This window comes from Paenibacillus sp. EB106-05-06-XG162 (genome assembly GCF_058791655.1).
Window position 1 is genome coordinate 227961 of the sequence record NZ_JBYTDT010000001.1, and the last position, 16341, is coordinate 244301.

9 protein-coding genes are annotated in these 16341 nt (G+C 44.5%); 8 read left to right on the forward strand and 1 reads right to left on the reverse strand.

The annotated features are described in order from the left end of the window. The first annotated feature begins 114 nt into the window (after window positions 1–114). From AC3WU2_RS00780 to AC3WU2_RS00815, 8 genes are all read left to right on the forward strand, one after another. Window positions 115–1698, forward strand: coding sequence for an S-layer homology domain-containing protein (locus AC3WU2_RS00780; protein ID WP_492450452.1), 1584 nt, complete (start codon window positions 115–117; stop codon window positions 1696–1698). A 56-nt stretch (window positions 1699–1754) separates the two neighbouring features. Further along, complete coding sequence (locus AC3WU2_RS00785) at window positions 1755–6443, forward strand: Ig-like domain-containing protein (RefSeq protein WP_492450454.1); 4689 nt, start codon at window positions 1755–1757, stop codon at window positions 6441–6443. A 367-nt stretch (window positions 6444–6810) separates the two neighbouring features. After that, window positions 6811–7971 carry a Gfo/Idh/MocA family protein gene (locus tag AC3WU2_RS00790; RefSeq protein WP_492452128.1) on the forward strand — a complete coding sequence of 387 codons (1161 nt, stop codon included), beginning with the start codon at window positions 6811–6813 and terminating at the stop codon, window positions 7969–7971. A 60-nt stretch (window positions 7972–8031) separates the two neighbouring features. Beyond that, window positions 8032–8661 (forward strand): ThuA domain-containing protein, encoded by a 630-nt coding sequence (locus AC3WU2_RS00795; RefSeq protein ID WP_492450456.1) that lies wholly within the window; start codon window positions 8032–8034, stop codon window positions 8659–8661. Between the two features lie 24 nt (window positions 8662–8685). After that, complete coding sequence (locus tag AC3WU2_RS00800) at window positions 8686–9783, forward strand: Gfo/Idh/MocA family protein (protein ID WP_492450458.1); 1098 nt, start codon at window positions 8686–8688, stop codon at window positions 9781–9783. A gap of 361 nt (window positions 9784–10144) precedes the next feature. Beyond that, window positions 10145–11119, forward strand: a complete 975-nt coding sequence (locus AC3WU2_RS00805; protein ID WP_492450460.1) for an ABC transporter permease — start codon at window positions 10145–10147, stop codon at window positions 11117–11119. 12 nt (window positions 11120–11131) lie between these two features. After that, on the forward strand, window positions 11132–12001 hold the full coding sequence (locus AC3WU2_RS00810) for a carbohydrate ABC transporter permease (protein WP_492450462.1): 870 nt from the start codon (window positions 11132–11134) through the stop codon (window positions 11999–12001). A 59-nt stretch (window positions 12002–12060) separates the two neighbouring features. Then, window positions 12061–13650, forward strand: a complete 1590-nt coding sequence (locus AC3WU2_RS00815) for an ABC transporter substrate-binding protein (protein WP_492450464.1) — start codon at window positions 12061–12063, stop codon at window positions 13648–13650. 48 nt (window positions 13651–13698) lie between these two features. Here the strand turns inward: AC3WU2_RS00815 and AC3WU2_RS00820 are convergent, their stop codons facing one another. Then, a complete protein-coding gene (locus AC3WU2_RS00820; protein WP_492450466.1) occupies window positions 13699–16074 on the reverse strand; it encodes a helix-turn-helix domain-containing protein in 2376 nt (791 codons plus the stop codon). Between the last annotated feature and the right edge of the window lie 267 nt (window positions 16075–16341).

The following is a 16341-nucleotide window of genomic DNA, read 5'->3' on the forward strand; positions in this document are numbered from 1 at the left end:
ATTCATGAATAGGATTAAATTCTGAAATGATGTAAGCGCTAACTCTCTGTAAATGGTTAATGCGACAAGTAACAAAATGAATCGTTCTTAAACAAGACATCGGGAGGATAGGGAATGTGTAAACGAATCTCCGTATTACTTGCAGTCATACTATGTATATCAATATTACCTGTAAATTGTTTAGCAGCTTCTTCTAATCTAAATGCAACATATCATAAAGGCGTGGTTGCGATAGAGGGTAAAGGATATGAAGCGAATAAAGATTATATGGTCAGAGTGGTTGATAAAGTAAACGAAACCCTTAAAGCGATGGGACAGGTGCATGCAAATGCGAATGGTATCCTTGCGGGTTCGATTACGACAGGAGCTGTGGAAAAGGTAGAAGAACATATTGTATATGTGAATGGAATGGATGGTACATTGGTTTCATCAGCAACTTTGAATGGAAAGGATGATCCAAAACCAGATCCAAAACCAGATCCAAAACCAGAACCAAATCCAACGCCAACGCCAGTTCCAAATCCGAGCCAAGAGCCTACCATCAAAGATGGTTGTATATCTTATGATCATGTAAAGCCTGACAAGGATGGAAATGTAAATGTTGAAATGAAAGATGAGCATGTAGATTCAGCGATGAATAGTGCTCCAACAGATGAACGTGGCGTGAAGCAAATCGTAATCCAAATAGGAACTACAGGTAACGAGAAGCAAAATATGATCACGATCCCTGTAGGAAAGATCGTAGCCAAGTCTGACAAGATCGATGTCACAGTAAGTACTGGCTTCGGTGACATTGTATTAACACATGACACGATGAAATCCTTAGCAAAGAATATCAATAGTAAAGTAGATTTCGTCATAAGCCCAATGGATAAGAGCAGCCTTACATCAATAGCTAGCGAAACGATAGGCAGCAGAGTAGGTGTTCATGTATCACTTTTACAAGAAGGTAAGCCAGTAGAAGCTGATATAAAGATCGCTATTGATTATAAGCCTGTAGGAAAAGAAATAGCAGATTATGAACATATCGTAGTGTATAAAGTAACTAAGGATGGTAACTTCATCATCGTTTCTAACGGCAAATATAACAAAGAAACCGGAAAAGTTACTGTAAATGGCGAGGCTAATGGAACTTATGCTATAGGTTTCGTGAAGAAAACCTTTGAGGACACCTCCAAGCATAATTGGGCAGAAAAACAGATATCTGTACTCGCTTCAAAAGAAATTATAAGAGGAACCAGTGAAACAACCTTTTCTCCTCAAAAGAACATTACGAGAGCAGACTTCTTGAAGATGCTAGTAAATACTTTAGGCTTGACAGCAGATATCCGTGGAAACTTTGATGATATCGCGGATAATGCTCATTACTATACCGAAGTCGCTATCGCCAAAGCACTGGGCATCACATCTGGTTTAGGCAACAAAAAATTTGAACCAAGTGCGCAAATCAGCAGACAAGATATGATGGTTATGGTAGATAAAGCGCTTCAAATCGCGGGTAAACCGTGTTTGGAAGGAAGTAAAGAGGATCTTCAAAAATTTAGTGACGCGGACAAGATCGCAAATTATGCACGAAATAGCGCAGCATCCTTAATTAAAGATGGAATCATCACAGGAAATGAAAGCGGAATCAACCCGAATGGCAAGACAACAAGAGCTGAGGCAGCCGTAATATTGTATAGGATCTATAATAGGTAATCCCTTTTAACATCGTAAACATTGCAAAATTAATGAGAAGGGGTAGGTATATTGATATGGCTAAGAAAAAAATCTTTAGTATCATGATCGCATGTTGTATGATTTCTACTTCATTATTGGTCGCTACGAATAGTGTTCAAGCAGCAGATGGAGCAGTACATTCTCTTAACAGAATACAAGCGCAATTCTTCGTTTCACCAAATGGAAATGATGCAAATGATGGTTCATATGATAAGCCATTTGCAACGGTGCAAGCTGCAAGAGATGCCGTTCGAGCGATTAATAAGAACATGACAGGTGATATTTACGTCTTTATTGCAAAAGGTAAATATTATCTTGATAAAACGATTACTTTCAATGAACAAGACTCGGGTACGAATGGTTATCATATCGTCTATCGAAACTTAGATAAATTGGCTAGTGCTGAAATGATCGGCGGTAAGGTTGTTGACACACCATGGCAACCCGTTGAAAGAACCGGTGCTGATGCAGACTTGCCAGCTGCGGCTGCAGGTAAAGTATACAAAACACACGTTGGTACGGATGTGATTTTTGATACGCTTTATGTCAATGATAGACGCGCTACATTGGCACGCACTCAAAATTTGAATAAGTATAAAGATTTTCCAGCTGCGCTGACGCCATACATGAAAAGTGCAGGCGGTGGAATAGGTGATTTGATTTATAGAGCAGGCGATCTTGATCAAGAGTCCATCAACGGTATGGTCAATGCTGAGCAGCGTGGAGACTTGGATGCCTCGGTTTATATGTGGGATGGCGGATACTGGGATTGGATGACGGATACGATACCGGTTTCTTCTATTAACACGGCAAGTCGTCAACTTGTGTACAAAACGGTTCCAGGAAAACCAGAAATGTATAGACCTAAATATAATACAGGTACAGATGCAAGATATTTTGTACAAGGAAATTTAGGCTTCTTGGATGTTCCAGGTGAATACTATTTCAATAAAAAGACGGGTGACTTGTACTATTATTCTGAGGGAAACATAAATGATAACGAATTTATCATTCCTACGGTCAAAGAAGTGATCCGTGTCGAAGGTTCCGATCGAAGTCATATGGTGTCAAATATTGAATTCAGTGGTTTGCAATTAAAGGATACCAATACAACAGATTGGTATGCCTATGGTTGGAACTGGGGAGATGCAGGAGCTGGTCTAGGTTTTTATCCTCCGGAAGCTAAAGGAAGTACACAACCATCCTATGCCGAGCAAACCGAAAGAATAGAGTTCCAATATGGCGTGATTACACTTACGAATACTAAAAATATTACGATATCGAAAACACATATTAAAAATTCAGGTATGTTTGGTATCGAACTTTATCTAGCGAATGAAAATGCAACCATTAAGGATAATCTTATTGAATACACAGGCCATGGCGGTATCAACGTTGATGGTGGCTACCCTGGTGTGGCTGGAGATAAAAACGGAGATGGTTACAGCAGAAATAATACAATAACCAATAGCATTGTTCATGATATTGGTGAACTGATTGGTCAGGCCTCAGGTATTACCATTCAACAGTCAAGCTATAATACGGTTTCTCATGTCGAGGTCTATAATTCACCAAGAAGAGGAATTTTCTTAACGGCAGGAAATAGTCGCAATCCGAATGTAGCTTCCCCGAATGGTGATAAAGATTTCAATATTATGACGGATATGTATACCCACCATAATAAAATTGAATATGTATATTTGCATGATGCGCAACAAGATGGCGGAGATGATGGAGCTTTCTTTGCATGTTATTTGTATAAGGGTCCCAATTACAAACCTAACTACTTAAACCAAGTTCTTATTGATAACACAGGGGCAAATCCTACGATGGCTGATTATGGGCCTAATGATATGAATTTGGATATGGGAGCCTCAGGCTTAGCGTTAAGTAATGTTAAAGCAACAAATCCTATGAATTTTAATATTGAAGTGAACACGATTCTTCAATATGGCGATGTCATCACGTTTGATAATACGAATGTTAACTATGGGAAACTTGCAAATCATATTAAGGAATTTGACGACTCTAAGATGGCGTATGACAAGATTGGAGTAACTTCAGAGTACCCTAAACAATACTTGACAGACAGAGATCTGATTACAGAACCAGCAGATCTTTATTTTAAAGAAAACTTTGAACATGGACTGGATGATACCGTGTGGTCCATTCAAAACGGTCAAGCCAAAATTTCAACAGAATTTATGTCTGAAAGACCTATTAATGGCAAACAAAGTCTTGAACTGATGGATAAAACGCGAGTATCCAAGAATTTCCCTGAAATGCTGAACAAAGTCGTTACAGTAAAGATGTTTGACAGACAGAATTATAATTTGGCAGCGTACGATTCAGGGCAACAAAATTCGGCTAGAGTTACATCCATTGCACGAGTAGATGATGGGGATAACATGATTGGTCTGGGTTTGGATTATGATACGAAAAATAATTATATCATCCAAATTGGAAATCAAAAGGAAACAACGAACATCCCTAGAACATTTGGTTGGCACGAGTTGAAGTTTGACTATACTTCAGGAACGGATGTAAAGCTATTTATTGATGATCAACTCGTTAAAACTGTACCCACAGCTGGATTTGATTATATCTCGTTTGGTTCTGATAATGGCAGAGGACAAGCCTTCTACGATGAGCTTTATGTCTTTGGCGGGAATCCAGCGACATTGCCAATCCCTCCATCCAACATACCAGCACCTCCGGCATATGACGGATCAGAGGTTAATAAGCATCAGCTTATGCTGGATTTTGAAGATGGAAATGTACCTAATTTTACAAAAATAGGTGGCAATCCATCTGTAACAAGTGTTGTATATGAGACCGGAGATACCGGAAATCAAGTTTTAAAGGATGAGATTAGAGACGGCAATGACTTCTATGAATTGAATGCCCCTTGGAATAATTACCTGGTCAATATGAGATGGAAATTTGAAGGATGGGGTACAACAGATGTTCTTAGTGGCCAATATGATAACTTTACAATTTATGTCATGGCAAACAATAAAGGTCTAGCCCCTAATAAAGCACCAGAATCGTATCAAGTCGTTTATAGAAGAAATAAAAATGGAACGACAGGTTTTGCAGCTGGGATACCATATTTTGAAATAGCAAAACATACTTCCGGTGGAGATGCATCATTAGGTAAAGCAGGCGTTCCGGATGGATTTAATGCGAATGAGTGGCATAATTTGCAGATTCAAACCTTTGATGGCAAGATTGGTTTCGTATTGGATGGGCAGAAATTAATGTCTGCTAATGATGGTCAGTTCAAATCAGGTGGCGTTGGCTTTGGAGGAATTAATTCAACAGTTTATCTGGATGATATTGAAATCATATCCAATCCTCAATACGTAATGTATGAGGAAGATCTTGGACTCGGCAATGCGGTATTAAACGGTGACTTTAATCCTAATTATTATACGTATTATGCCACGATAACGAATGCTGACGAGCCTATTACAATCAAGAAACCTTCTATCGTACTGGACGGGGTAGAAATTAAATTGCAGCTGAATGGTGTAGAGATTCCATTTGTAGATGGCAGTGCATCGATTTCACCGGATCAATTCGTTAATGGTAAGAATGCTCTGATATTGTCGGAAATTACTTTAGCAGGAAGTAAAGACTATACCATCTATATGAATAAGGACTATGAAATTACATCCATAGAAGGTATTGAGGAGAATGTATCAACAACGGTTGATCATGCACCAAATTTACCTGCGGAGGTTATAGTTACTTTTAATGATGGCACTACTCAGATCGCTAAAGTGAACTGGGATACAGTGAATCCATCATTGTATAAAACGCCAGGTACATTTACTATAAAAGGTCAGCTTGTAGGTCTAAAAGGATCAGTTAGCGTAAATGTAACCGTAGATGGCATTCAATCAATAGATAAGTTAGGCCATGTTACTACGATTGCTGGGGTAGCGCCAGAATTGGCATCTACAGTTCATGCACAGTATCTAAACGGCCCTAGAGAGCTGCCACTGACTTTTGCACAATTGGATACTTCCTTATATGCACAAGAAGGTACCATTATTGCAGTTGGCACAGCAGAAGGGTATGCAGGCAATATTCTGCAAGTCGTAGAAGTGCAGGATAATAATAATCCTACACCAATACTAACGGCAGGTACCGCGAATCGATTAACCGAGACGACAGCTTCCGTTTCTTTTGGCACAAGTAAAGACGGACAATATTATTATCAAGTCGTTGAGAGCGGAGCTAAAATGCCAGTCATGGATACGAGTAAGCCCGGTACTCCATCTAAAAAAGGACTTGTACTAATTAATGCAGAAGGCTTAAAAAAAGCGACGGCCAAAGACATTTATATTGTGGTCAAAAACGGGAATGTTGTGAGTGATGTGTTAAAGATGGAGATCCCTAAGTACACGGTAGAAGACGGATATACGCTTGCGATTGGCAACGAAACAGCAGGTGGAGCTGGTTATATCCGTGATATTACGATTGGTGGAGACAAAGGTAATGATCTAACGGGTAAGTATTTGGCCGTTCAATTTACGGAAGGAACTGGCGTTAATGCTAAGGTATCCGTAGTCATGATCGCGCCACACAAAAATGTGGTTACGATATCCTATCAGAAAAAAGGTACAAAAATAGATACTTGGTTAACAAGCGGAATGCCAAATCTGATTGGAGAGAACATTGGTGTTGAAGTATATGCTTATGAGAAAAGCAACTAAAGATTGCTAGATAATTGCAAATCTAGTATGAAAGTGTAAGGAATAGCGAAACAGCCTCTTTTCCTAAAGGAAACGGGGCTGTTTTCGGAATAACTGCGCGGTGACATGCCGAAATGACTTTGGAACTGCTTATTATCGGCTGGAATCGGATTAACACAACAACTATCAACATTATAGCTAGAACAAAACAGGCTGACGATCGGATAGCCTGTTTTGTTCTGTGTCTGAATTTATGACAAAAAAATATTATCATTTTAACTTTGTTTATTCGATAGACAAAGTGAGTCTAGTGAAATATAATGTTACCAAAATCATACATCAAAAATAATCGAATGGCAGGGCAGGGCCCACCAAGGAGGTCATGATGATGAAATCTTATCGTGTAGGGATGGTCGGTTATAAATTTATGGGAAAGGCGCACAGTCATGCTTACCGGGATTTGCCGATGTTCTTCCCGCAGGTTGCTGCGCCGCAAATGAAGCTCATTTGCGGCCGAGATGAAAGCGGTGTCAGCGCCGCGGCAGCACAGTTCGGCTGGGAAGGGTACGTCACCGACTGGCGCGAGCTGGTCTCGCATCCGGAGATCGACATCGTCGATATCAATGCCCCGAGCGATGCGCATAAGGAAATTGCTCTGGCTGCAGCGGAAGCCGGCAAGCATCTGTTCTGCGAGAAGCCGCTCGCGCTCACCCTTGCCGATACGAGGGAAATGCTTGAAGCAGCTGAGGTGGCTGGAGTGAAGCACATGGTCGGCTTCAACTATCGGTTTGCACCCGCGGTGCAGCTGGCGAAGAAGCTGGTGGATGAAGGCCGTCTCGGCGAGATCTATCACTTCCGTGCCTGGTTTCTGCAGGATTGGATCGTCGATCCGAACTTTCCGCTCGTCTGGCGCTTGCAGAAGGAGATCGCCGGCTCCGGATCGCACGGGGACCTCGGCGCGCATCTCATCGATCTCTCGCACTTCCTGATCGGCGACATGCAGGAAGTGATCGGCATGAGCGAGACGTTCGTGAAGGAACGTCCGCTGCCGACGTCGATGACCGGTCTCAGCGCCAAAGGCAGCGCAGACGCTCCGCGCGGTCCTGTCACTGTCGATGATGCGACGCTGTTCATGGCGAGATTCGCCTGCGGGGCGCTTGGCAGCTTTGAAGCGACACGCTTCGCGCCGGGACACCGCTGCACGAATTCTTTTGAGATCAACGGCAGCAAGGGCAGCGTGAAGTTCGACTTTGAACGGATGAATGAATTGCAGGTCTATTTTACGAGCGACGATGAGGATGTGCAGGGCTTCCGCCGCGTACTTGCGACCGATCCGTCCCATGCCTATATGGACGCTTGGTGGCCTGCCGGTCATACGATCGGTTATGAACATACGTTTATCCATGAGGTCGTGGAGCTGATGCGCGCGCTCGAGGAAGATCGCCAGCCGATACCGAACTTCGCGGACGGCGTCAAATGCCAGCAGGTGCTTGAAGCGGTCGAGCAGTCGATCGCGCAGCGGCGGTGGGTGAGTATTAACGAAGTATAGTGCGGATTGCAATACGGTATCGATCAAAGCGTACAGATGAGAGAGGAGCAATCGATAGTTATGAACAAACAAGCTTTAATCGTATGGGGCGGTTGGGACGGCCACCAGCCGGAGGAAGTTGCAGGGATATTCGGCGGCTTGCTTCGTGAAGAAGGTTTCCAGGTTGAAATCTCGAACACATTGGATGCTTTTAGAGACGCGGAGCGGTTAGCAAGCGTCGATCTGATCGTACCGGTCTGGACGATGGGCGCGATTGAGAAGGAGCAGCTCGATCCGCTGCTGGCCGCGGTAAAGGAAGGCGGTACCGGGATCGCAGGCTGTCATGGCGGGATGGGGGACTCCTTCCGCAACGAGGTCGAGTATCAGTATATGGTCGGCGGCCAGTGGGTCGCGCACCCAGGCAATGACGGGGTAACATACACGGTGCGCATGAAGGATCACAGCTCCCCGCTCACGCAAGGCATCGAGGATTTCACTGTCGTATCTGAAAAGTATTACATGCACGTCGACCCGGCCATCCAAGTGCATGCCGTAACGGACTTCGGGGATGTGGAAATGCCGGTCGTCTGGACGAAAACATACGGTGCGGGGAAAGTCTATTACAATTCACTTGGTCATCAAGCAAATATTGTCCGGATGCCGCAAACGCTCGAGTTAATGCGTCGTGGCTTATTGTGGGCCGCAAGGTAGCGGCAGAATATGAGGAGGAGCGAGATGAAAACAATCAAAGTTGGCATCATTGGCTGCGGCAATATTAGTTCGATTTATATGGAAAATATCCCGAAATTCAAACACATGGAACTTGTTGCTTGCTCGGATCTCGATCTGAGCCGCGCGCAGGCCAGAGCGGAGCAGTATAACATCGCCAAAGCCTGTACAGTCGAGCAGCTGTTACAGGATGAGGACATCGATCTCGTCATAAACCTAACGATTCCGGCTGCGCATGCCGCAGTCTGCCTGCAGGTGCTTGAGGCGGGCAAGCATGTGTATGTGGAGAAGCCGCTTGCAGTTACGCGTGAAGAAGGACAACGCATGCTGGACGTCGCGCGCAGCAAAGGGCTGCTGGTCGGCAGTGCGCCGGATACGTTCCTTGGGGGAGGCATCCAGACCTGCTTGAAGCTGATCCATGACGGATGGATCGGCACGCCGGTTGCTGCAACAGCGTTCATGATGAGCCGCGGCCATGAAAATTGGCATCCTGATCCGGAGTTTTACTATCAGCAGGGCGGGGGGCCAATGTTCGATATGGGGCCGTATTATTTGACGGCGCTCGTCGCATTGCTCGGGCCGATTCGCAGAGTGACTGGCTCAGCTGGGATTAGTCATCCGGAACGTACGATTACAAGCGCGAAAAAATACGGCCAGAAAATCCAGGTCGAGACGCCGACGCATATCGCTGGCGTGCTGGATTTCCATAGCGGCGCCATAGCGACGCTTGTTACGAGCTTTGACATTCAGGGCGGCACGAACCTGCCGCATATCGAAATCTACGGAAGCCAAGGCTCGCTGCGGGTGCCTGATCCGAATTCGTTCGGCGGGCCAATCCAGATCCGCAGAGCGGGAACGGATTGGGAGCAGATTCCGCCAACCCACGAATATACGGGGAACAGCCGCGGGTTAGGCGTAGCAGCGATGGCGCACGCGATATTGACAGGTCAGTCAGACCTCCATCGCGCCAACGGCGAGCTGGCCTATCATATCCTTGAGGCAATGCACGGCTTCCATGATGCATCGGCGCAAGGAACGCATTACCAGATGAAGAGCAGCTGTGAGCGGCCGTTGCCGCTGCCGCCGTATTTTGTGTTCGAGTAAGAAGTGCTGTTCAACTCTTTGACAGCAAGCGAAGGTCAGCCAGGATGGAATCCGAGAGCGGATGTCAATAAAGACGGTATCGTTGGTATTGAAGACCTAGCCATGATCACCAGAGCAATCTTGAAATAACGAAAATCTAGTCCTATTTGACCACTCTCAACGATATGACCAGCCTAATTTAGGCTGGTTTTTCTATTTCTTTTTTCGAAAATCCTCATTTTTTAGAGATTTATCAATATTTGAAGAGGTAAATTTCCTAATGATTGTTGTTTTTTCATTTTTTGTTGTTTCGAACGAATTAAATCCGACTTAAGATGGGGGTACCAAAATTTAACATGCTGAAGAAACGAGGAGAAGGCCGATGCAAGATTTGATTCTACAATCGAAACAGAAAACCAAAAAGAAGATTCGTATTCCACCCTTCATCAAGGAACTGGTGAAGAACAAGACAATCTATTTGATGATGCTTCCCGGGCTGCTATTTATATTGATCGTCAATTATTTGCCAATGATTGGCGTCGTGATCGCATTTCAGGAATTTAACCCGTTTAAAGGCATCTGGGGCAGCAAATGGGTCGGATTTTCGAATTTCGAATTTCTGTTCCGATCGGATGCGGTGTGGCAAATTACACTCAATACGATCGTCTATAACGTAATCTTCATGGTAACCGGTCTTGGATTAGCGCTGGCGATGGCCATCATGATTAATGAGATCAGCAATCGGTTTTTTGCCGGATTTTACAAGAGTGTTATCCTGCTTCCCTATTTGTTATCCTGGGTCGTCGCCGAATATTTGCTGTATTCGTTCTTAAGCATCGATAAAGGCATCATCAATCAGCTGCTTCAGGCCTTCGGGGTCGAGCCCGTGCAGTGGTATTCAGAACCATTCTTCTGGCGGTTTATAATGCCTGCCGCTTATATTTGGAAGAATGTCGGTTACTATGCGGTCATATTTGCGGCCGGAATTACAAGCATTTCCCCGGAGTATTATGAAGCGGCCAAGATGGATGGGGCGAATAAGTTACAGCAGGCCCTCAAGATCACCGTTCCGATGCTGATGCCGATTACGATCACCTTAGTGCTCCTGCAAGCAGGCAAAATTTTCTACGCCGCATTCGGTGATTGGGGCATGTTCTATAATCTGCCGAGGGAGTCAGGCGTTCTGTTCAGCGCGACCAATGTCATCGACACCTATGTCTTCCGGGCGCTCAAGCAAATGAACGATTTCGGGATGTCTTCCGCTATAGGCCTTTATCAATCCGTCGTAGGGTTCATACTGGTCCTCGTTTCCAATTGGCTCATTAGAAAATACGACCGCGACAGTGCTTTGTTCTAGGAGGATGATGAGATGAATCAGGGCAACATATCTCGTGCTGTAATTCATACAGGTTTTTTAGTGTATTCGATTCTTTGCTTGCTTCCGTTGTTCGTCGTGCTAACCATATCGCTATCTGATGAGCAAAGTATTTTTCAGTCCGGGTATCACTTGATTCCCGAAAAATTCAGTCTGGACGCATATGCGTTTATCTTCTCGGGGAACTCGCCGATCATTCAAGCCTATGGCGTTACCATCATCGTAACGATGCTTGGAACTCTGCTGCATTTGGTGATATCGTCCATGCTGGCTTACGGGTTGTCCAGAAATGAAGTGAAGTACAAAAATATCATTTCTTTCATCGCCGTGTTCTGCTTGTTATTTAATGGCGGATTAGTGCCGTGGTACATGTTATTTTCGAAATATCTCCATTTAAAGGATACGCTTCTTGTTCTTATCGTTCCTTACCTTGTATCCTCGGTCAATGTATTGATCATGAGGAACTTTTTCAGGACGATACCGGATTCAATTGTCGAGTCTGCAAGAATTGACGGTTCCGGTGAGTTTAATACATTTCTCCGGCTGGTCGTTCCGTTATCGACGCCGGTGCTCGCTACCATCGGACTGTTCGTTGCCGTATTTTACTGGAACGATTGGTTTACGGCTTCGCTGCTGATCGAAGACGGCAAGCTGTATCCGCTTCAGTTCCTTCTGCAATCGATCATGAACAACATCGCTTATTTGCAGGCCAATGCGCTTACGCAGAAACTTGCTACTTCGCTGCCTGATGAGACGGCAAGGATGGCCACCTGCGTTCTGGCTGTCGCGCCGATCGCGCTAACCTATCCTTTCTTGCAGAAGTATTTCGTGAAAGGATTGACATTAGGTGCAGTGAAAGCATAATTTGAGGCTTTACCGGGCTACTGCCCGTATTGCGATATATAACAAATGGAGGTCAAACAATGGTAAACAAAACGAAGACATGGGCAAGTAAATTGGTATTGTTATGTTTTGCATTCACGATCGTGCTCGCAGGCTGCGGGAAAGATGCGACCACCACACCAGAGCCAACACCGACGAAGAACGAAGATAAGACGACGGATAAGCCAAAGGAGTCGGCACTTCCACCCGTTGAGCTCACGTATTATTTCCCGAACACGCCTCAAAAGGATTTGCAGTCCGTGGAAGATGAACTCAACAAGCTGGTTCAGCCCAAAATTAACGCGACGATCAAGCTGAAGCTGATCGACTGGGGAAGCTATGACGAGAAAATGAACGTTATTATATCTTCCGGCGAACCATACGACATTGCTTTCGCTTCAACATGGACCAATAACTTTTATCAAGGCGTTGCGAAAGGCGCGTTTGCTCCACTCGATGAATTAATCGAGAAATATGCGCCTGACACGAAGAGCAGCGTTCCGGAAACGTTCTGGAAGGCCGTGAAGGTCAAGGGGGCCACCTATGGTGTGCCTAACTTCCAGCAATCAACGGCTGGATACGGCTATCTGATTCAGAAATCGGTTGCCGACAAGTATAAATTCGATTGGAAGTCCGTCACGAAGCTGTCCGACCTGACGCCGATGCTCGAAACGATCAAGAAAGGCGAGCCGACGCTTATCCCATGGGGATATAGCAAGGCGATTGATCCATTCCTGACGGCGACGCCGATGTTCAATCTGGAAGCGCTTGGCGATTCGAAGACACCGGGTTCGATTTATTTGAATGATACCGAGATGAAGGTCGTTAACCAGTACGAAACGCCGGAATTCAAAGAATACGTAACCATGATGAGAGATTGGTATATGAAAGGTTATGTCAGAAAAGAGGCTCCAACGTTAAAAGATGACCAGGCCGATCTGAAAGCAGGTAAGGTTGCGGCACAAATCGGTCAGATCGATATCGATACAACCGCATTTGAGCAAAGTGGCATGAGCGCGCCGGGCAGATTCACGAACTTTAACAAAGATGTGCAATCCTATGATCATATGTTCATCAAGCCACTCTTGACAACGGATAAAGCAGCCGCTTCGATCACGGCTATCTCGGCATCTTCGCCGAATAAAGAAAGGGCCATGATGTTCATCAATTTGCTGAATACGGACAAACAAATCTATAACCTGATCAACTGGGGCGTCGAAGGCAAACATTACAAAAAAGTCGCTGACAACCGTATTGAAACGATTCCGGACAGCGGGTTCAAAATATCATCGCCATGGGAATTCGGCAACATGAGCCAAACGTATTATACCGAGGCGGATGCGCAAGGCGCCGAAGTCGATGACAAAGGGAACAAGCTATGGATCGATTTGAATAAAAATGCATCAGCGTCCAATGCACTCGGTTTCGTCTTCGACTTTACGCCAGTGAAGTCAGAGAAAGCGAATGTCGATGCGGCAATCGATGAATTATATTATGCAATCGCGACCGGATCCATTGATCCAGAAAAGAATTTGCCGGTGTTTCTGAATAGACTCAAAGACGCTGGCGCAGATAAGATCATCGCGGAGAAACAAAAACAGCTGGACGAATGGAGAGCCGCGAACAAGTAAGCTACACGAATAAGGCGTTCACTTCTAAAAGTGAACGCCTTTGTTTTGTTACATCGAGTGGTGATTCTGGTTTGTTTTTACGATTTTGAGCCTGTATTCCGTTAGAGACACGCCGAAGTATTTTTTGAAGGTTGTATAGAAGTAGTTCGATTTCTCGATCCCGCAATTGTCGAGGATTTCATTGATCTGCAAGTTCGTCTCTTCCAAGTAATATTTCATTTGTTCCATGCGTACGGCCACAATATATTCAGCTACCGACTTGCCGGTCGTGCTACGAAACAGTTTGCCAAGATATACGGATGAGAGGTTTAGCGATTCTGCGCAGCTCGTCAGCGACAGGTTCTTATCCCGGTAAGACTCGTGAATGATCTGAATCGCGGTATTGACGATTTCGTTCTTTTTCTTGTCCTTCGCCCCATTCTTCAGCACGATAATTTCATCGAACAATTCGAAGAATGTCGTCTCGATCTCCGCCAGCGTCTCTAACGCCGTGACATGATTGAGGAACCCGAGCGAAATGGAGTTGAGCTTCGATTGAGCGCCGTCGACAATGTGGTGTAGTGATTGATAGATGGTGAAGCTTAAATAAATAATCGTTGAAATCATATGATCGTAGGAAGCGTGCTCTGCAGTTCTAATGATGTCGCGATAGGCTTCTTTCGCCGCGTCTCCGTTTCCTAATTTGAGCGCATCGATGAGCAGTTTGCTCTTGGCCGCTGGAAGGACTAGCGCACTTTGGTGGATCTCTTGCAGAACATCCGGCGTGATGATGCTGCCATGCCCCAATGTCATGCGGTACATGGACAGCATCACGGTATCGTCATAGATTTGTTTGATCTGATCCGCAGATTCGATCACATAGCCCAAGGTAATAGACAAGTAAATCTTGAAGAAATGCTCGGTATGTAGCTGAATATCGGCAGCAATACGCTGAAATTGTTCATATACATCATGCCCTTCCGGCGTCGATGTCAGGTCTGCCAAGACGGTGATTTGATCGGCTGCCGTCTCAATGACTTCGACGTGATAATGCTTGGAAGCGGCTTCCCTCGCGATATTCGCGATCCCGTACATATACAATGCACGGTCTTTTTCATTGAATTTGGACGTAAACGCTTGAAAATGATCGATTTTTAATAGGAACAAAAACAGCTTGTGATCAAAGTTCACATCGATGTGAAACTCGGGTTCTTTGGCGTTAAAGGCTTCAAGCGAGGGGGTAATGTGCCCGGTAATCACGTTTTTTAAATAATTCGTTTTTAAGAGCGGCGTGCTTTCTCGCTTCAGGGTCTCGAGTAATTTCGCGTGATCCATCATTCCTTCAAAAGCGTTGCTAAGGAAGCCGAACTCATCCGATATTTTGTCGGGATTGTCCTGTGGATTCCATTTCTGCTTGATCCGATACGTTAGCCTTCCGATCGGCTGATACAGCTTCCTTGAGGCCAGAATGGCAAAAATGACCCCGAGCAGCATGACGATTAGGCAGAAAATGATGGTAATAAACGTGTTTCGATTCACGCTCGAAAAAACGGTATCATACGGCGTAATGCTAAGAAATTTCCATTTTAAAGTATCTGAAGATACATAGGAAACCAGTACCTTATTATTCTGAACTTGATCAATCAGGCTGCCTGAAGATTCAGTGGAATCAAGGATCTTGTGTATGAAGCTCTGATCTAACATGTTGTCCATGAACTTGTTCGGCGACGGATCGCTTACCACATTGCCGTTGTCATCCAGAATCATTATATTGCTGTCTTTGCTGCTCATCTTCTTATCGAGTGCCGAAATCGTAAGCCTTAACCAGTCGGCATCTACATTAAGAATGATGGCATTCGTAAAGTTATCTTCACCAATGGCATCGAACAAAATATAGGTATAAACATTCGTATAGCTGGTGTGACTGCCATCCGCATTTGCAATTTGTCTTGGGATGGGGTAGAGATTTTGCACTTTTTGACCTTCGGCTGCACGATTTAAGAGCGTAATAAGATCTTGGTCGAAGAATTCCGAGCTATTGTAAAACGTGTCGTTAGGCGTAGCGATGAATGTATCGATTTTGCGGTTGTAGACATAAGCGGAATGAATGTATGTATTCGGAATGGTTAGCGCACCGAGCGTTCGGATCGCGCTGCTGATCGTAAGAATATCTTCATGATTATTGTTGGCGAAGGAAATGATCTGGTTGTTCAGCGATAAGGATTGGATGAAGTTTTTGGCTAAATTATCCATGTGCACGGTGCTATAGCTGATTTTGGACAAAATATTCACGTTCATATCTTTCACCATGTTCGTCGTTGATGAAGTGTAATTGTAGAAGAGTAGGGAAGAGAGAACAAGAATTAAGGTGATGGTGCTGCCGATGAAAGAAATTAGCAATTTTTTGTAGATGCTTAATTTATTCTTGGAAATTATGAATTTCATAATGACCATCCTTTAAGTCTTAGTGAAGTCTATCGTATTATACTCGTCACAGAATCTCAACAAAATTTCAAAACGTGAACAATTATTAGAGATATTTCAAATTTTGGAGAACCTTGTATCCTCAGGTTTATACAGCATTTCGGTGCATAGTAATGCAATTGCGGCAACTGAATAGAAAACGTTGAATGATGCAATTTTTGGAGTTGAATTCAATTTTGGGAGGGAGATATGGTAGATAAAGAAGGGAGGAGAGGGGACATCAGCAGC